The sequence below is a fragment of the Pseudomonas lalucatii genome, from assembly GCF_018398425.1.
GTDB lineage: Bacteria > Pseudomonadota > Gammaproteobacteria > Pseudomonadales > Pseudomonadaceae > Aquipseudomonas > Aquipseudomonas lalucatii.
This window is the reverse complement of record NZ_JADPMV010000001.1, coordinates 1,918,170-1,935,789: the sequence shown is the minus strand read 5'-3', so window position 1 is coordinate 1,935,789 and position 17,620 is coordinate 1,918,170. Positions and strand designations below refer to the sequence as shown.

At 64.2% G+C, this 17,620-nt stretch carries 16 protein-coding genes and 2 tRNA genes; 17 read left to right on the top strand and 1 reads right to left on the bottom strand.

Translation table 11 applies throughout. The annotated features are described in order from the left end of the window. The first annotated feature begins 33 nt into the window (after positions 1-33). The 3 genes from carB to I0D00_RS08800 are packed head-to-tail and all read left to right on the top strand — an operon-like array spanning position 34 to position 4,137. Positions 34-3,255, top strand: a complete 3,222-nt coding sequence (gene carB, locus I0D00_RS08810) for a carbamoyl-phosphate synthase large subunit (protein WP_213639344.1) — start codon at positions 34-36, stop codon at positions 3,253-3,255. Next, positions 3,252-3,728: a transcription elongation factor GreA gene (gene greA / locus I0D00_RS08805; protein ID WP_213639343.1), complete on the top strand. Its 477-nt coding sequence runs from the start codon at positions 3,252-3,254 to the stop codon at positions 3,726-3,728. Before carB ends, greA begins: the two co-directional genes overlap by 4 nt. Positions 3,729-3,738: 10 nt before the next feature. Beyond that, on the top strand, positions 3,739-4,137 hold the full coding sequence (locus I0D00_RS08800; protein WP_213640255.1) for a DUF4149 domain-containing protein: 399 nt from the start codon (positions 3,739-3,741) through the stop codon (positions 4,135-4,137). A 45-nt stretch (positions 4,138-4,182) separates the two neighbouring features. Here I0D00_RS08800 and yhbY read toward each other — a convergent pair whose 3' ends face one another. Beyond that, positions 4,183-4,494, bottom strand: coding sequence for a ribosome assembly RNA-binding protein YhbY (gene yhbY, locus I0D00_RS08795; RefSeq protein WP_213639342.1), 312 nt, complete (start codon positions 4,492-4,494; stop codon positions 4,183-4,185). A gap of 100 nt (positions 4,495-4,594) precedes the next feature. On the opposite strand from yhbY, the gene rlmE reads away from it, so the two are divergent. From rlmE to rpsO, 14 genes are all read left to right on the top strand, one after another. Further along, positions 4,595-5,218 carry a 23S rRNA (uridine(2552)-2'-O)-methyltransferase RlmE gene (rlmE, locus tag I0D00_RS08790; RefSeq protein ID WP_213639341.1) on the top strand — a complete coding sequence of 208 codons (624 nt, stop codon included), beginning with the start codon at positions 4,595-4,597 and terminating at the stop codon, positions 5,216-5,218. 210 nt (positions 5,219-5,428) lie between these two features. Next, positions 5,429-7,342: an ATP-dependent zinc metalloprotease FtsH gene (ftsH, locus tag I0D00_RS08785; protein WP_213639340.1), complete on the top strand. Its 1,914-nt coding sequence runs from the start codon at positions 5,429-5,431 to the stop codon at positions 7,340-7,342. An 8-nt stretch (positions 7,343-7,350) separates the two neighbouring features. Continuing rightward, a complete protein-coding gene (gene folP / locus I0D00_RS08780; RefSeq protein WP_213639339.1) occupies positions 7,351-8,202 on the top strand; it encodes a dihydropteroate synthase in 852 nt (283 codons plus the stop codon). 18 nt (positions 8,203-8,220) lie between these two features. Then, a complete protein-coding gene (gene glmM, locus I0D00_RS08775; RefSeq protein ID WP_213639338.1) occupies positions 8,221-9,558 on the top strand; it encodes a phosphoglucosamine mutase in 1,338 nt (445 codons plus the stop codon). 65 nt (positions 9,559-9,623) lie between these two features. Further along, entirely contained in the window at positions 9,624-10,379 is a 756-nt protein-coding gene (tpiA, locus tag I0D00_RS08770; RefSeq protein ID WP_213639337.1) for a triose-phosphate isomerase, read from the top strand. A gap of 4 nt (positions 10,380-10,383) precedes the next feature. Beyond that, positions 10,384-10,764 carry a preprotein translocase subunit SecG gene (gene secG, locus I0D00_RS08765; RefSeq protein ID WP_213639336.1) on the top strand — a complete coding sequence of 127 codons (381 nt, stop codon included), beginning with the start codon at positions 10,384-10,386 and terminating at the stop codon, positions 10,762-10,764. Between the two features lie 27 nt (positions 10,765-10,791). Next, positions 10,792-10,877, top strand: a tRNA-Leu gene (locus I0D00_RS08760). 97 nt (positions 10,878-10,974) lie between these two features. After that, positions 10,975-11,051, top strand: a tRNA-Met gene (locus I0D00_RS08755). A gap of 129 nt (positions 11,052-11,180) precedes the next feature. Beyond that, a complete protein-coding gene (gene rimP / locus I0D00_RS08750; RefSeq protein ID WP_213639335.1) occupies positions 11,181-11,639 on the top strand; it encodes a ribosome maturation factor RimP in 459 nt (152 codons plus the stop codon). Positions 11,640-11,686: 47 nt separating this feature from the next. Next, positions 11,687-13,168 (top strand): transcription termination factor NusA, encoded by a 1,482-nt coding sequence (nusA, locus tag I0D00_RS08745; protein WP_213639334.1) that lies wholly within the window; start codon positions 11,687-11,689, stop codon positions 13,166-13,168. A 26-nt stretch (positions 13,169-13,194) separates the two neighbouring features. Next, a complete protein-coding gene (gene infB, locus I0D00_RS08740; protein ID WP_213639333.1) occupies positions 13,195-15,678 on the top strand; it encodes a translation initiation factor IF-2 in 2,484 nt (827 codons plus the stop codon). Positions 15,679-15,789: 111 nt separating this feature from the next. Then, positions 15,790-16,182 (top strand): 30S ribosome-binding factor RbfA, encoded by a 393-nt coding sequence (gene rbfA / locus I0D00_RS08735; protein WP_213639332.1) that lies wholly within the window; start codon positions 15,790-15,792, stop codon positions 16,180-16,182. Positions 16,183-16,185: 3 nt separating this feature from the next. Beyond that, positions 16,186-17,103, top strand: coding sequence for a tRNA pseudouridine(55) synthase TruB (gene truB / locus I0D00_RS08730; RefSeq protein WP_213639331.1), 918 nt, complete (start codon positions 16,186-16,188; stop codon positions 17,101-17,103). A 156-nt stretch (positions 17,104-17,259) separates the two neighbouring features. Beyond that, positions 17,260-17,529, top strand: a complete 270-nt coding sequence (gene rpsO / locus I0D00_RS08725) for a 30S ribosomal protein S15 (RefSeq protein ID WP_042554902.1) — start codon at positions 17,260-17,262, stop codon at positions 17,527-17,529. Positions 17,530-17,620 lie beyond the last annotated feature (91 nt).

Genomic DNA, 17,620 nt, shown 5'->3' with positions numbered 1-17,620 from the left:
TCGCCGACTGACCCAAGGATTCGAGTAAAGAACATGCCAAAACGTACAGACATCAAAAGCATCCTGATCCTCGGCGCCGGCCCGATCGTCATCGGCCAGGCCTGCGAGTTCGACTACTCCGGCGCCCAGGCCTGCAAGGCGCTGAAGGAAGAAGGCTTCCGCGTCATCCTGGTGAACTCCAACCCGGCCACCATCATGACCGACCCGGCCATGGCCGACGCCACCTATATCGAGCCGATCAAGTGGTCGACCGTGGCCAAGATCATCGAGAAGGAGCGTCCGGACGCCCTGCTGCCGACCATGGGCGGCCAGACCGCGCTGAACTGCGCCCTGGACCTGGAGCGCCACGGCGTGCTGGAGAAATTCGGCGTCGAGATGATCGGCGCCAATGCCGACACCATCGACAAGGCCGAGGACCGCTCGCGCTTCGACAAGGCGATGAAGGACATCGGCCTGGCCTGTCCGGTCTCCGGCATCGCCCACAGCATGGAAGAAGCCTACGGCGTGCTGGAGAAGGTCGGCTTCCCCTGCATCATCCGGCCGAGCTTCACCATGGGCGGCACCGGCGGCGGCATCGCCTACAACCGGGAAGAGTTCGAGGAAATCTGCGCCCGCGGTCTCGACCTGTCGCCGACCAGCGAGCTGCTGATCGACGAGTCGCTGATCGGCTGGAAGGAATACGAGATGGAGGTGGTCCGCGACAAGAAGGACAACTGCATCATCGTTTGCGCCATCGAGAACTTCGACCCGATGGGCGTGCACACCGGCGACTCCATCACCGTCGCCCCGGCGCAGACCCTGACCGACAAGGAATACCAGATCCTGCGCAACGCCTCGCTGGCGGTGCTGCGCGAGATCGGCGTGGAAACCGGCGGCTCCAACGTGCAGTTCGGCATCTGCCCGAACACCGGGCGCATGGTGGTGATCGAGATGAACCCGCGGGTGTCGCGTTCCTCGGCCCTGGCCTCCAAGGCCACCGGTTTCCCGATCGCCAAGATCGCCGCCAAGCTGGCGGTGGGCTACACCCTCGATGAGCTGTCCAACGACATCACCGGTGGCCGCACCCCGGCTTCGTTCGAGCCGGCCATCGACTACGTGGTCACCAAGATCCCGCGTTTCGCCTTCGAGAAGTTCCCCAAGGCCGACGCCCGCCTGACTACCCAGATGAAGTCCGTGGGCGAGGTCATGGCCATCGGCCGCACCTTCCAGGAGTCCCTGCAGAAAGCCCTGCGTGGCCTGGAGGTCGGTGTCGCCGGCTTCGACGAGAAGCTCGACCTCAACGATCCGGAAGCCGAAAGCACCCTGCGCCGTGAGCTGACCGTGCCGAGCGCCGATCGCATCTGGTACGTGGCGGACGCCTTCCGTGCGGGCAAGACCATCGAGGAGGTCTTCGAGCTGACCCGCATCGACGAGTGGTTCCTGGTGCAGATCGAGGACCTGATCAAGGACGAGGAGGGCATCAAGACCCAGGCGCTGTCGGCCATCGATCGCGACTCGATGTACAGGCTCAAGCGCAAGGGCTTCTCCGATATCCGCCTGGCCAAGCTGCTCGGCGTGACCGAGAAGACCCTGCGCAGCCATCGCCACAAGCTCAAGGTGCTGCCGGTGTACAAGCGCGTCGACACCTGCGCCGCCGAGTTCGCCACCGACACCGCGTACATGTACTCGACCTACGAGGAAGAGTGCGAGGCCAATCCGTCGAGCCGCGACAAGATCATGATCCTCGGCGGCGGCCCCAACCGCATCGGCCAGGGCATCGAGTTCGACTACTGCTGCGTGCACGCGGCCCTGGCGATGCGTGAGGACGGCTACGAGACCATCATGGTCAACTGCAACCCGGAAACCGTCTCCACCGACTACGACACCTCCGACCGCCTGTACTTCGAGCCGGTGACCCTGGAAGACGTGCTGGAAATCGTCCGCGTCGAGCAGCCGAAGGGCGTGATCGTGCAGTACGGTGGGCAGACCCCGCTGAAGATCTGCCGCGCCCTGGAAGAGGCCGGCGTGCCGATCATCGGCACCAGCCCGGATGCCATCGACCGCGCCGAAGACCGCGAGCGCTTCCAGCAGATGGTCCAGCGCCTCGGCCTGCGCCAGCCGGCCAACGCCACCGCGCGCAGCGAGGACGAGGCCCTGGCCCACTCCAAGACCATCGGCTATCCGCTGGTGGTGCGTCCCTCCTACGTGCTCGGCGGTCGCGCCATGGAGATCGTCTACCAGGAAGACGAGCTCAAGCGCTACATGCGCGAGGCCGTGAAGGTCTCCAACGACAGCCCGGTGCTGCTGGATCATTTCCTCAACTGCGCCATCGAAGTGGACGTGGACGCGGTGTGCGACGGCGAGACCGTGGTGATCGGCGCGATCATGCAGCACATCGAGCAGGCCGGCGTGCACTCCGGTGACTCGGCCTGCTCCCTGCCGCCCTACTCGCTGCCCAAGCACATCCAGGACGAGATCCGCGACCAGGTCAAGAAGATGGCCCTGGAGCTCGGCGTGGTCGGCCTGATGAACGTGCAGATGGCGGTGCAGGGCGAGGATATCTTCGTCATCGAGGTCAACCCGCGCGCCTCGCGTACGGTGCCGTTCGTCTCCAAGTGCGTCGGCGAGTCCCTGGCCAAGGTGGCGGCCCGGGTCATGGCGGGCAAGTCGCTGGCCGAGGCCGGCTATGGCGAGGAAATCATTCCGCCGTTCTACAGCGTCAAGGAAGCGGTGTTCCCCTTCGCCAAGTTCCCCGGCGTCGACCCCATCCTCGGCCCGGAGATGAAGTCCACCGGCGAGGTGATGGGGGTCGGTGACAGCTTCGGCGAGGCCTTCGCCAAGGCCCAGCTGGGCGCCAGCGAGATCCTGCCGAACAGCGGCTGCGCCTTCATCAGCGTGCGCGAAGACGACAAGCCGGCCGCCGTGCAGGTCGCCCGCGACCTGATCGAGCTGGGCTTCGAGGTGGTCGCCACCGCGGGCACCGCCCGGGTCATCGAGGCGGCCGGCCTGCCGGTGCGCCGCGTCAACAAGGTGACCGAGGGGCGTCCGCACGTCGTCGACATGATCAAGAACGATGAAGTCACCCTGATCATCAATACCACCGAGGGGCGTCAGTCCATCGCCGACTCCTACTCGATCCGTCGTAACGCCCTGCAGCACAAGATCTACTGCACCACCACCATCGCGGCGGGGCAGGCGATCTGCGAGGCGCTCAAGTTCGGTCCCGAGAAGACCGTGCGCCGGCTGCAGGATCTCCATGCAGGAATCAAGGCATGACCAAGTACCCCATGACCGTCCAGGGCGCCCGCGCCCTGGAAGAAGAGCTGGCCCATCTGACCAAGGTCGTCCGGCCGAAGCTCAGCCAGGACATCGGCACCGCCCGTGAGCTGGGCGACCTCAAGGAAAACGCCGAATACCATGCCGCCCGCGAGCAGCAGGGCATGGTCGAGGCGCGTATCCGCGACATCGAGGGGCGCCTGCAGAACGCCGTGATCATCGACGTGACCAGCATCGCCCACACCGGCAAGGTGATCTTCGGCACCACGGTGGAGATCGCCAACGTCGAAACCGACGAGAGCGTGACCTACCAGATCGTCGGCGAGGACGAGGCGGACATCAAGCAGCGCAAGCTGTCGGTCAGCTCGCCCATCGCCCGCGCCCTGGTGGGCAAGGAAGAGGGCGACGTGGTGGCGGTGAACACCCCGAGCGGTCTGGTCGAGTACGAGATCGTCGAGGTTCGCCATATCTAGGCGTCAGGCACTGAACGCCGCTGCGATCGGCTGGCTGCTGGCCCAGACGCTCTGGGTCGGTGGCCTCTGGCTGCTGTACTTCCTGGTGCTGCCGGCCTTAGCCGCGTTGGGCCTGGCGCCGCTGCTGATCGAGGAGATTGGCTCGGCGCTGGCTGCGCTGCTGATCGGCCTGACGGCTTGCTGCGCCGTGCTGCAGCTGCTGGTACTGGTGCGGGTGGAGCGCCTGGCGAGTCTGTGGCGCGATATCCGTGGACAGTTGCTGGTCACGGTGCTGCTGATGGCGGGCGGTTATTTCGTGGTGCGCCAGTGGTGCCCGGATGCCCAGCGCTGGTTGTCGTTCAGCTACCTGGCGCTGGCCTTCTGTGGCCTGCTGTTGGTGCTGCAGCCGGTGCCGATGCGGCGCACCTGATCCGCGGGGCGGGCCGGAGGCGTCGAGGCTCCGGCCGGCGCGCGGTCAGCCCTGGAAGCGGCTGATATTGGACAGGTTCTTGTTCGGCTTGGGGTTCTTGCGGTAGATCAGCGCCATCTTGCCGATGACCTGCACCAGCTCGCCTCTGGCGGCCTTGCACAGCTCGTCGATCGCGGCCAGGCGGTCCTCGCGTTCGGTGATGCGCAGCTGTACCTTGATCAGTTCGTGATCGTTCAGCGCGCGCTCCAGCTCGGCCAGCACGCCCTCGGTCAAACCATTGTCGGCCACGATCAATACCGGTTTCAGGTGGTGGCCGATAGATTTGTATTGTTTCTTCTGCTCCTGAGTGAGCGGCATAATCTGACCCCTGCGTCTGATCTGGTAAAAAGCGGCGGCTAGTTTACCCGAGCGCCTTCGGGCCCGCCCAGTTATTCACGACCCGTACAAGAGGTGCCGTGTGGCCCGTTCCAAGACCAGCCCCCGTTGGCTGAAAGAACACTTCGACGATCCCTACGTCAAAATGGCGCAGAGGGACGGTTACCGCTCCCGCGCCAGCTACAAGCTGCTGGAGATCCAGGAGAAGGACCGCATCCTGCGCCCGGGTATGACGGTGGTCGACCTCGGCGCCGCGCCCGGCGGCTGGTCCCAGGTAACCAGCCGGCTGATCGGCGACAAGGGCACGCTGATCGCCTCCGATATCCTGGAGATGGACAGCATCCCGGACGTCACCTTCATCCAGGGCGACTTCACCGAGGATGCGGTGTTCACCCGGATCCTCGAGGCGATCGGCGGCAACCCGGTGGACCTTGTGATTTCCGACATGGCCCCCAATATGAGTGGGGTAAGGGCGGCCGACCAGCCGCGCGCCATGTACCTGTGCGAGCTGGCTCTGGACCTGGCCGGGCGGGTGTTGCGCCCGGGCGGCGATTTTCTGATCAAGATCTTCCAGGGCGAGGGCTTCGACCTGTACCACAAGCAGGTGCGCGAGATGTTCGACAAGGTGCAGATGCGCAAGCCGCTGTCGTCCCGTGACCGCTCCCGCGAGCAGTACCTGCTGGCCCGCGGCTTTCGCGGTGCCTGAGTCCGATGCAACCAAAGGCGGGATTGTCAGTCCAACCCCCTTGGAGGCAGAGTGCTCGGCGGTGGGCGCTGCCGGCGCCAAATAAAGGGTTACAGACCGCGTCTGCCAGCTGCAGGCGTAGTGTAGTAAGTTAGATCGGTACATAACTGGTCGTCATGCGAAGCACGCTTGCGCACGGGGCCTGCTTCAGAGGGTAGCTAATTGAACGACATGGCAAAGAATCTGATCCTGTGGCTGATCATCGCCGCTGTTTTGGTCACGGTGATGAACAACTTCTCCAGCCCCAGCGAGACGAACAAGCTCAACTACTCGGACTTCATCGAGCAGGTCCAGGATGGCCGGGTTCAGCGGGTCACCGTTGACGGCTACACGATCAATGGCGTGCGCATCGATGGGTCGTCGTTCGAGACCGTGCGCCCGGCGATCCAGGACAACGGCCTGATCAAGGACCTGATCGACAACAATGTCGAGATCGTCGGCAAGCAGCCGGAGCAGCAGAGTATCTGGACCCAGTTGCTGGTCGCCAGCTTCCCGATCCTGGTGATCATCGCCGTGTTCATGTTCTTCATGCGCCAGATGCAGGGCGGCGCCGGCGGCAAGGGCGGGCCCATGAGCTTCGGCAAGAGCAAGGCGCGCCTGCTGTCCGAGGATCAGGTCAAGACCACCTTCGCCGACGTCGCCGGTTGCGACGAGGCCAAGGAAGAGGTCAGCGAGTTGGTGGAGTTCCTCCGCGACCCGGGCAAGTTCCAGCGCCTCGGCGGGCGCATCCCGCGCGGCGTGCTGATGGTCGGCTCGCCGGGTACCGGTAAGACCCTGCTGGCCAAGGCGGTCGCCGGCGAGGCCAAGGTGCCGTTCTTCACCATTTCCGGTTCCGACTTCGTCGAGATGTTCGTCGGCGTCGGCGCCTCCCGCGTGCGCGACATGTTCGAGCAGGCGAAGAAGCACGCGCCGTGCATCATCTTCATCGACGAGATCGATGCGGTCGGTCGCCACCGCGGTGCCGGCATGGGCGGTGGGCATGACGAGCGCGAGCAGACCCTCAACCAGCTGCTGGTGGAGATGGACGGCTTCGAGATGAACGACGGCGTGATCGTCATCGCCGCCACCAACCGTCCCGACGTGCTGGACCCGGCGCTGCTGCGACCGGGACGCTTCGACCGTCAGGTGGTGGTCGGCCTGCCGGATATCCGCGGCCGCGAGCAGATCCTGAAAGTGCATATGCGCAAGGTGCCGATGAGCGAGGACGTCAACCCTGCGGTCATCGCCCGTGGTACCCCGGGCTTCTCCGGTGCCGACCTGGCCAACCTGGTCAACGAGGCTTCGCTGTTCGCCGCCCGCGCCGGCAAGCGCCTGGTGGAAATGAGGGAGTTCGAGCTGGCCAAGGACAAGATCATGATGGGCGCCGAGCGCAAGACCATGGTCATGTCCGAAAAGGAAAAGCTCAACACTGCGTTCCACGAGGCCGGTCACGCCATAGTCGGGCGCCTGGTGCCGGAGCACGACCCGGTCTACAAGGTGTCGATCATTCCGCGCGGTCGCGCCCTGGGCGTGACCATGTTCCTGCCGGAAGAGGATCGCTACAGCCTGAGCAAGCGTGCGCTGAGCAGTCAGATTTGTTCCCTGTTCGGTGGGCGTATCGCCGAGGAGATGACCCTGGGCTTCGAGGGCGTGACCACGGGGGCGTCCAACGATATCCAGCGGGCCACCCAGCTGGCGCGGAACATGGTGACCAAGTGGGGCTTGTCGGAAAAGCTCGGCCCGCTGATGTATGTCGAGGATGAAGGCGAGGTGTTCCTCGGTCGCAGTATGGGTACCCAGCACAGCAACGTATCGGCCGACACGGCGAAGATGATCGACATGGAGATACGCAGCATCATCGACCAGTGTTATGGCACCGCCAAGCGCCTGCTCGAGGAGAACCGCGACAAGCTCGACGCCATGGCCGAGGCGCTGATGAAGTACGAGACTATCGATGCCGAGCAGATCGACGACATCATGAATGGTCGTACGCCGCGTGAGCCGAAGGGCTGGGGCGGTGGCGACAGCAGCGGCACGCCCGCGGCCAAGGCCGACGAGGCCGACAGTCCCGAGAAGCCTATTGGTGGTCCCGCCGCCGAGCATTAAGGTTGCCAATGTCTCTATCGCAAGGCTCGAGCCGGCTGCCCTGTGGCAGCCGGTTTCTCGATCTGGCCCGTCCGCACGTGATGGGCATCCTCAACGTAACCCCTGACTCCTTCTCCGATGGTGGCCGCTTCAGTCAGCGCGACGCCGCGCTCCGCCATGCGGCGGCGATGGTGCGCGCCGGGGCGACCCTGGTGGATGTCGGCGGCGAGTCGACCCGCCCCGGGGCGCAGGCGGTGTCGCCCGCCGAGGAGCTGGATCGGGTGGCCCCGGTTGTCGAGGCCATCGCCGCCGAGCTCGATGTGATCGTCTCGGTGGATACCTCGACGCCGGCAGTCATGCGCGAGACGGCGCGCCTGGGCGCCGGGCTGATCAACGATGTGCGCTCGTTGCGGCGCGATGGCGCCCTCGAGGCGGCCGCGGCCAGCGGCTTGCCTGTGTGCCTGATGCACATGCGCGGCGAGCCCGGCACCATGCAGCAGGACCCCTGCTATGCCGACATCCTGCTCGAGGTGCGCGAGTTTCTCGCCGGGCGCCTGGCGGCCTGCGCGACGGCTGGTATTGCCGCCGAGCGGGTGATCCTCGATCCGGGCTTTGGTTTCGCCAAGACCCTGGAGCACAATCTCAGCCTATTCAAGCGCCTGGAGTCGTTGCACGACCTGGGGCGACCGCTTCTGGTCGGTGTCTCGCGCAAGAGCATGATCGGCCGGGTGCTCGGCCACGAGGTGGGCGGGCGGCTGTATGGCAGTCTGGGGCTGGCGGCGCTGGCCCTGATCAAGGGTGCACGGATTCTGCGGGTCCACGACGTGGCCGAGACGGTGGACGTGGTGCGCATGATCGCCGCAGTCGAAGCGGCCGAATAATTCAGAAGGAAGCGGGATATGGCTAGAAAATATTTTGGTACCGACGGCATCCGTGGGCGCGTCGGCGAGTTCCCCATCACGCCGGACTTCATGCTCAAGCTCGGTTGGGCGGCCGGCATGGCGTTTCGCAAGCAGGGCAAGTGTCGCATCCTGATCGGCAAGGACACGCGGATTTCCGGCTACATGTTCGAGTCGGCCCTGGAGGCCGGACTGCTGGCCGCCGGCGCCGACGTGATGCTGCTGGGGCCCATGCCGACGCCGGCGATCGCCTACCTGACCCGCACTTTCCATGCGGAAGCGGGCATCGTCATCAGTGCCTCGCACAACCCGCACCACGACAACGGCATCAAGTTCTTCTCGGGGCAGGGCACCAAGCTGCCGGACGAGGTGGAATTGATGATCGAGGAGTTGCTCGATACGCCGATGACGGTGGTGGAGTCCGAGCAGTTGGGCAAGGTGACGCGGATCAATGACGCGGCGGGGCGCTACATCGAGTTCTGCAAGGCCAGTGTGCCGAGCAGCACCGATTTCTCCGGTCTGAAGCTGGTCGTCGACTGCGCCCATGGGGCCGCCTACAAGGTCGCGCCCAGCGTGTTCCGCGAGCTCGGTGTCCAGGTGTCGGTGCTTTCCGCGCAGCCCAACGGGCTCAATATCAATGACGGCTGCGGTTCGACCCATATGGATGCGCTGCAGGCCGAGGTGGTCGCTCAGCAGGCTGACCTGGGTATCGCCTTCGATGGCGATGCCGACCGGGTGTTGATGGTCGATCATACCGGCGCCCTGGTGGATGGCGACGAACTGCTGTTCATCATCGCTCGCGACCTGCAGGAGCGGGGCAAGCTGCAGGGGGGCGTGGTCGGCACTCTGATGAGCAATCTCGGTCTGGAACTGGCATGCGCCGATCTGGGAATTCCCTTTGTGCGTGCCAAGGTCGGCGACCGCTACGTGATAGCCGAACTGCTGGCGCGCAATTGGCAGCTCGGCGGGGAGAATTCCGGGCATCTGGTCTGTTTCCAGCACACCACCACCGGCGATGCGGTCATCGCCGCGCTGCAGGTGCTGCTTGCCCTCAAGCGTCGCGGGCAGAGCCTGGCCGAGGCCCGCCAGGGAATGCGCAAGTGCCCGCAGGTGTTGCTGAACGTGCGCTTCGCCGGCGGTGCGGATCCGCTCGAGCATCCGGCCGTGCAGGATGCCAGTGCTCGGGTGACCGAGCGCATGGCGGGGCGCGGGCGCGTGCTCCTGCGCAAGTCCGGCACCGAGCCGCTGGTGCGGGTAATGGTCGAGGGCGACGATGAGGGTCAGGTGCGCGGCTATGCCGATGAATTGGCTAAGGTTGTTGCCGAAGTATGTGCTTGATTCGGCTTGCCAGCTCGGAAGCTGTTGGGTAACATCTGCGCCCTCTTTGACCGACGAGGTAAAGCATGCGTCGCCCCCTGGTTGCTGGTAACTGGAAAATGCACGGTACCCGCGCCAGCGTCGCAGAGCTGATCGAAGGTCTTCGCCGGCAGGTGCTGCCTGCCGGTGTGGAGATTGCGGTGTGTCCCGCGAGTCTGCATGTGGTCCAGGTGGTCGATGGGCTCGCAGGCTCGGGTGTGGTGGTAGGTGCTCAGGATTGCGCTGTCGAGCCGCAGCAAGGGGCTTTGACGGGCGAGCTCGCCGCCAGCCAGTTGCAGGATGCTGGCTGTACGCTGGTGCTGGTTGGGCACTCCGAGCGTCGTCAGCTGCTGGGAGAGTCCGACGAGTGTGTGGTACGCAAGTTTGTTGCGGCCCAGGCTTGCGGCTTGATTCCGGTGCTCTGTGTGGGGGAAACCCTGGAGCAGCGGGAGGCCGGTGAGACCCTGGCGGTGGTGCGATGTCAGTTGGCTGCGGTGATCGATGCGCAGGGAATCGGTGTATTTGCCCGGGCAGTGGTGGCCTACGAGCCGGTCTGGGCGATAGGTACCGGGCTGACGGCCTCGCCGGAGCAGGCGCAAGAGGTGCATGCCGCCATTCGTGCGCAGCTCTCTGCGCACGACGCCGAGGTGGCCGCGGCGGTGAGGATTCTTTATGGCGGCAGCGTCAAGGCCGCCAATGCAGCCGAGTTGTTCGGCATGCCGGATATCGATGGGGGGCTTGTGGGTGGAGCCTCTCTGAATGCGGATGAGTTCGGTGCGATCTGTCGCGCCGCGGGAAACTGAAAACATGCTGGAAACAGTCGTAGTAGTTCTTCATCTGCTGGGTGCGATCGGTGTGGTCGCGCTGGTGCTGTTGCAGCAGGGCAAGGGTGCCGATGCGGGCGCGTCTTTTGGTTCGGGTGCTTCTGCTACCGTTTTCGGTAGCCAAGGTTCCTCTACCTTTTTGAGTCGCGTTACTGCTATACTCGCCACCGCTTTTTTCTTAACCAGCTTGGGTTTAGCGTTCTTTGCTAACCAAAAGGCCGATACATTGGGCCAGGTTGGGCTGCCGGCAGCGGCGGTTGAGGAAGTGCAGCAAGAAAGGCCGGCGGCTGAAGATGTGCCGGTGCTCGAAGAGCAAAAAGCGGCGGTCGATGCGGCTGACGTACCTCAGGCTCCAGAGCAGTAAAAAGCGGTAGAGGTTGCAAGCGATTTTGCCGAGGTGGTGGAATTGGTAGACACGCTACCTTGAGGTGGTAGTGGCCATAGGCTGTAGGGGTTCGAGTCCCCTCCTCGGTACCAATTTTCAAGCAGGCCCGCTACATGCGGGTCTTCTTGTTGCTGGAGCTTCGGTTGACCCCTTTGGGGGTTCGGCCGTATACTTCGGCCCCAGCTTTGACGCGGGGTGGAGCAGTCTGGTAGCTCGTCGGGCTCATAACCCGAAGGTCGTTGGTTCAAATCCAGCCCCCGCAACCAGTAGCAGCGGAGCCCCTTTCAAGGGGCTTTTTGCTAGCTGGGAGACAGGTTTTTCGGCCTCTTGAGCCGAATCGAAGGGATGGGCGTTTCGCCCATTTTTTATTTGCACAGCATGCGCGAGGGGTTCAGGTGTCGAGCAAGCTAGAACAGTTGCAGGCCTTGGTGGCCCCGGTAGTCGAGGCACTCGGCTATGAATGCTGGGGTATCGAGTTCCTGTCGCAAGGGCGGCATTCGCTGCTGCGTATTTATATCGATCATGCCAACGGCGTTCTGATTGACGATTGCGAGAAGGTCAGTCGGCAGGTCAGTGGTGTCCTCGATGTCGAGGATCCGATCAGCGCGGAGTACACCCTGGAGGTGTCTTCGCCGGGTATGGATCGGCCGCTGTTCACGCTGGAGCAATTTGCCAGCTTTGTCGGCGAACAGGTGAAAATCAAGCTGCGCTCGCCGTTCGAAGGGCGCCGCAACTTTCAGGGTCTTCTCCGCGGTGTGGAGGAGCAGGATGTGGTGGTGCAGGTGGATGACCACGAGTTCCTGTTGCCGATCGACTCGATCGACAAGGCCAATGTTATCCCCCGGTTTGATTGAGACGCGGATCCCGCGGATCCAATGGATTGCGAAAGGCGAGGCGTACGATGAGCAAAGAAGTACTGCTGGTTGTTGAGTCGGTGTCCAACGAGAAGGGCGTGCCGGCCAGCGTGATTTTCGAGGCGCTGGAGTTGGCCCTGGCCACGGCGACCAAGAAGCGTTTTGAGGACGAAGTCGAGTTGCGGGTGGCGATCAATCGTCTGACCGGCAACTACGAGACCTTCCGCTGCTGGACAGTGGTCGAAGAAGAAGAGTTCGAGGACCCGGCGCACCAGCTGACCACGGACATGGAGCGGGCTCGTGAAGCCAACGCCAAGGTCGGTGACGTCATCGAGGAGAAGATCGAATCCATCGAGTTCGGTCGCATCGCCGCGCAGACCGCCAAGCAGGTCATCGTGCAGAAAGTGCGCGAGGCCGAGCGGGCGCAGGTCGTCGAGGCCTATCGCGGACGTCTTGGCGAAATCATCTCCGGTACCGTGAAGAAGGTCACCCGCGACAGCGTCATCGTCGATCTCGGCAACAACGCCGAGGCCCTGCTGGCTCGCGAAGACATCATTTCGCGCGAAACCTTCCGTGTCGGTGCCCGTTTGCGCGCACTGCTCAAGGAAATCCGCAGCGAAAATCGCGGTCCGCAGCTGATTTTGTCGCGTACTGCCCCTGAGATGCTGATCGAGTTGTTCCGCATCGAAGTGCCGGAAATCGCCGAGGAGCTGATCGAGGTGATGGCCGCCTCCCGGGACCCGGGCTCGCGCGCCAAGATCGCCGTGCGCTCCAAGGACAAGCGCATTGATCCGCAGGGTGCCTGTATCGGCATGCGCGGTTCGCGCGTGCAGGCGGTATCCGGCGAGCTGGGTGGCGAGCGTGTGGACATCGTCCTGTGGGACGAGAACCCGGCGCAGTTCGTCATTAACGCCATGTCGCCGGCGGAAGTGGCGGCGATCATCGTCGACGAGGATGCCCATGCCATGGACATCGCCGTCGCCGAAGACAACCTGGCCCAGGCCATCGGCCGTGGTGGTCAGAACGTCCGCCTGGCCAGCCAGCTGACCGGCTGGACGCTGAACGTGATGACCGAGGCGGACATCCAGGCCAAGCAGCAGGCAGAGACTGGCGACATCCTGCAGCGCTTCATCGACGAGCTGGAAGTCGACGAAGAGCTGGCCCAGGTACTGGTGGAGGAAGGTTTCACCAGCCTGGAAGAGATCGCCTATGTGCCGATGGAGGAGATGCTCAGCATCGACGGTTTCGACGAAGAGATCGTCAACGAGCTGCGGGCGCGGGCAAAAGATCGCCTGCTGACCAAGGCCATCGCCACAGAAGAAAAGCTGGCAGACGCCCACCCGGCCGAAGACCTGCTCTCCCTCGAGGGTATGGAGAAGGGCCTGGCGCAGGAACTGGCAGTGCGCGGTGTGATTACCCGCGAAGACCTGGCCGAGCAGTCGATTGACGACTTGCTCGACATCGACGGCATCGACGAAGAGCGTGCCGGCAAGCTGATCATGGCCGCCCGAGCCCACTGGTTCGAGTAAGTTTTACGGCCTGAGGAGAGAAATGCATGTCGCAAGTCACGGTGAAAGAACTGGCCCAAGTGGTCGACACACCGGTAGAGCGCCTGCTGCAGCAGATGCGAGAGGCGGGTTTGCCGCACAGCAGTGCCGAGCAAGTTGTCACCGATAACGAGAAGCAAGCCCTGCTCGCGCACCTCAAGAGCAGCCATGGCGATAAAGTTGAAGAGCCGCGCAAGATCACCTTGCAGCGCAAGACCACCAGCACCCTGCGGGTGGCTGGCAGCAAGACCATCAGCGTGGAAGTGCGCAAGAAGAAGACCTTCGTCAAGCGCAGCGCCGAAGAGATCGAAGCCGAGAAGCAGCGCGAGCTTGCCGAGCAGCGTGCCGCTGCCGAAGCCGCGCGCCTGAAGGCCGAGGAAGAGGCCAAGCGTCGCGCCGAGGAAGAGGCCAAGCTCAAGGCTGCCAGCGCGAAAACCGAGGACAGCGCGCCTGCGCCGGTTTCCGCGACCGTGGTCGAGCTGCCGGTAGCCGCGCCCGTGGTCGAAGAGCGCAAGAAAGACGAGCCTCGTCGCCCCGACAAGGTGCGCAGCGACGACGACCGTCGCGGCGAGCGCAAGACCACTCAGCACCGTCCGACCGTCAAGGAAAAGGCGCCGGCGCCGCGCGTCGCGCCGCGTACCGTCGACGAAGAGAGCGACGGCTTCCGCCGCGGCGGCCGTGGCAAGTCCAAGCTGAAGAAGCGTAACCAGCACGGCTTCCAGAGCCCGAGCGGGCCGATCGTCCGCGAAGTGGCGATTGGCGAGACCATCACCGTCGGCGAGCTGGCCCAGCAGATGTCGGTGAAGGCCGCCGAGGTGATCAAATTCATGTTCAAGATGGGCACCCCGGTGACCATCAACCAGGTGCTGGATCAGGAAACCGCGCAGCTGATCGCCGAAGAGCTGGGCCACAAGGTCAAGCTGGTCAGCGACAACGCCCTCGAGGAGCAGCTGGCTGCTTCCCTCAAGTTCGAGGGTGAGGCGATTTCCCGGGCGCCGGTGGTGACCGTGATGGGGCACGTCGACCACGGCAAGACCTCGCTGCTCGACTACATCCGTCGCGCCAAGGTGGCTGCGGGCGAAGCCGGCGGCATTACCCAGCACATCGGCGCCTATCACGTGGAAACCGACCGTGGCATGGTCACCTTCCTCGATACCCCCGGCCACGCTGCCTTTACCCAGATGCGTGCCCGTGGTGCCCAGGCCACCGACATCGTCATCCTGGTGGTGGCGGCCGACGATGGCGTGATGCCGCAGACCCAGGAGGCCGTGCAGCATGCGAAAGCCGCTGGCGTGCCGATCGTGGTCGCGGTGAACAAGATCGACAAGCCCGATGCCAACCCGGACAACATCAAGAACGGCCTGGCCGCACTGGATGTGATCCCGGAAGAGTGGGGCGGCGATGCCCCCTACGTGCATGTCTCCGCCAAGCTCGGTACCGGCGTCGAAGACCTGCTCGAAGCCGTTCTGCTGCAGGCCGAGGTGCTCGAACTCAAGGCCACGCCGTCGGCCCCGGGCCGTGGCGTGGTGGTCGAGTCGCGTCTGGACAAGGGCCGTGGTCCGGTGGCGACCGTGCTGGTACAGGACGGTACCCTGCGTCAGGGCGACATGGTGCTGGTCGGCTCCAACTACGGCCGCATTCGCGCCATGCTCGACGAGAATGGCAAGCCGGTGAAGGAAGCCGGCCCGTCGATTCCGGTCGAGATCCTCGGTCTGGACGGCACGCCGGAGGCCGGTGACGAGATGACTGTGGTCGCCGACGAGAAGAAGGCCCGCGAAGTCGCACTGTTCCGCCAGGGCAAGTTCCGCGAGGTCAAGCTGGCCCGTGCTCACGCCGGCAAGCTGGAAAACATCTTCGAGAACATGGGCCAGGACGAGAAGAAGACCCTCAACATCGTCCTCAAGTCCGATGTGCGCGGTTCGCTGGAGGCCCTGCAGGGCTCGCTCAGCGGCCTGGGCAACGACGAGGTGCAGGTGCGCGTGGTCGGTGGCGGCGTCGGTGGTATCACCGAATCCGACGCCAACCTGGCGCTGGCCTCCAACGCCGTGCTGTTCGGCTTCAACGTGCGCGCCGATGCCGGCGCCCGGAAGATCGTCGAGCAGGAAGGCCTGGACATGCGTTACTACAACGTCATCTACGACATCATCGAGGACGTCAAGAAGGCCCTCACCGGCATGCTGGGCAGCGACGTGCGGGAGAACATCCTGGGCATCGCCGAGGTCCGCGACGTGTTCCGCTCGCCGAAGTTCGGCGCGGTGGCCGGGTGCATGGTCGTCGAGGGCGTGGTGCACCGTAACCGTCCGATCCGCGTACTGCGCGACGACGTGGTGATCTTCGAAGGCGAACTGGAGTCCCTGCGCCGCTTCAAGGACGACATGTCCGAAGTGCGGGCCGGCATGGAGTGCGGTATCGCGGTGAAGAGCTACAACGACGTCAAGGTCGGCGACAAGATCGAAGTGTTCGAGAAAGTCCAGGTGGCGCGCAGCCTGTAAAGGCGCGGGTCGCAACATGCAACGCCCGGCCCCGCTTCTGCGCGGCCGGGCGTTTGCCGCTTTTGAGCCCGATGCCTTTCGACGCGTCGCGGCGAGTGGAAGGTAGTAGAGATGGCAAAAGACTATAGCCGGACCCAGCGTATCGGCGACCAGATGCAGCGCGAGCTGGCGCAGTTGATTCGCCGTGAGGTCAAGGACCCGCGCCTGGGGCTGGTGACCATCACCGCCGTGGAAGTCAGCCGCGACGTCGGCCACGCGAAGATCTTCATCACCGTGATGGCCGCCGATGACGGCGTCGATCACGTCGCCCAGAGCCTCAAGGTGCTCAACGACGCCGGTGGTTTCCTGCGCATGCAGCTGGGCAAGGCCATGAAGCTGCGCAGCGTGCCGCAATTGCGCTTCCATTACGACGAGAGCGTCAGCCGTGGCGCCCACCTGTCGGCCCTGATCGATCGTGCGGTGGCGGAAGACAGCCAGCACGATACCGGCAAGGCCGAGGAGTAAGCCGTGGCCCAGGTAAAGCGTATCCGTCGTCAGGTCAACGGCATCATCCTGCTGGACAAGCCGCGCGGCTTCAGCTCCAACGCGGCGCTGCAGAAGGTGCGCTGGTTGCTCAATGCCGAGAAGGCCGGCCACACCGGCAGTCTCGACCCCCTGGCCACCGGCGTGTTGCCGCTGTGCTTCGGCGAGGCGACCAAGTTCTCCCAGTACCTGCTGGATGCCGACAAGGGCTACGAGACCCTGATGCAGCTGGGGGTGACCACCAGCACCGGCGACGCCGAGGGCGAGGTGCTCGAGCGCCAGCAGGTGACCGTTGGTCGCGCCGAAATCGAGGCGCTGCTGCCGCAATTTCGCGGTGAAATCAGTCAGATACCGCCCATGTACTCGGCGCTCAAGCGCGATGGCCAGCCGCTGTACAAGCTGGCGCGCGCCGGCGAGGTAGTGGAGCGCGAGGCGCGTTCTGTTACTATTGCGCGCCTGGAATTGCTGGCCTGCGAGGCGGAGCAGGCGCGCCTGGCGGTGGAGTGCAGCAAGGGCACCTATATCCGCACCCTGGTCGAGGACCTCGGCCGGTTACTCGGCTGCGGCGCCCATGTCGCGGAACTGTGCAGGACCAAGGCCGGCCCTTTCGCCCTGGCGCAGACCGTCAGCCTGGAAGAGCTGGAGCAGGCCCATGCCGACGGCGGCAACGAGGCGCTTGACCGCTTCCTGCTGCCGGTCGACAGCGGCCTGCACCACTGGCCGCTGCTGCAGTTCTCCGAGCACAGCGCGTTCTACTGGCTGCAGGGGCAGCCGGTACGGGCACCGGAGGCGCCGAAGTTCGGCATGGTGCGGGTGCAAGATCACAATGGCCGCTTCATCGGTATCGGTGAAGTGAGCGAAGACGGGCGCATCGCGCCGCGTCGCTTGATTCGGTCGGTATGACCGTAGCGGGCGGTCGAATCTCTCGAGGTCCGATCGTCCACATCGAGGGTGGCTGTTAATAGGCACGGTCATTCCTCCTTTTAAAACACGGGAAGCGATTCCCGGCCTATTGGAACTGTTGTTCTGCAGCAGTTTCCTAACTGAGAGGATGCCCACATGGCACTCAGCGTTGAAGAAAAAGCCCAGATCGTTAACGACTACAAGCAAGCTGAAGGCGACACCGGTAGCCCGGAAGTGCAGGTAGCCCTGCTGTCCGCCAACATCAACAAGCTGCAAGGCCACTTCAAGGCCAACGGCAAGGACCACCACTCCCGTCGTGGTCTGATCCGCATGGTTAACCAGCGTCGTAAGCTGCTGGACTACCTGAAGGGCAAGGACACCAGTCGTTACAGCGCCCTGATCGGTCGCCTGGGTCTGCGTCGCTAAGCAATGCTGGCGCGCAGCTGAATGCCGAAGCTGGAAGTGGGGCTGGTCCCCGCTTCCAGCTTTTGCGTTTCAGCCCGATGCATTTTGGACA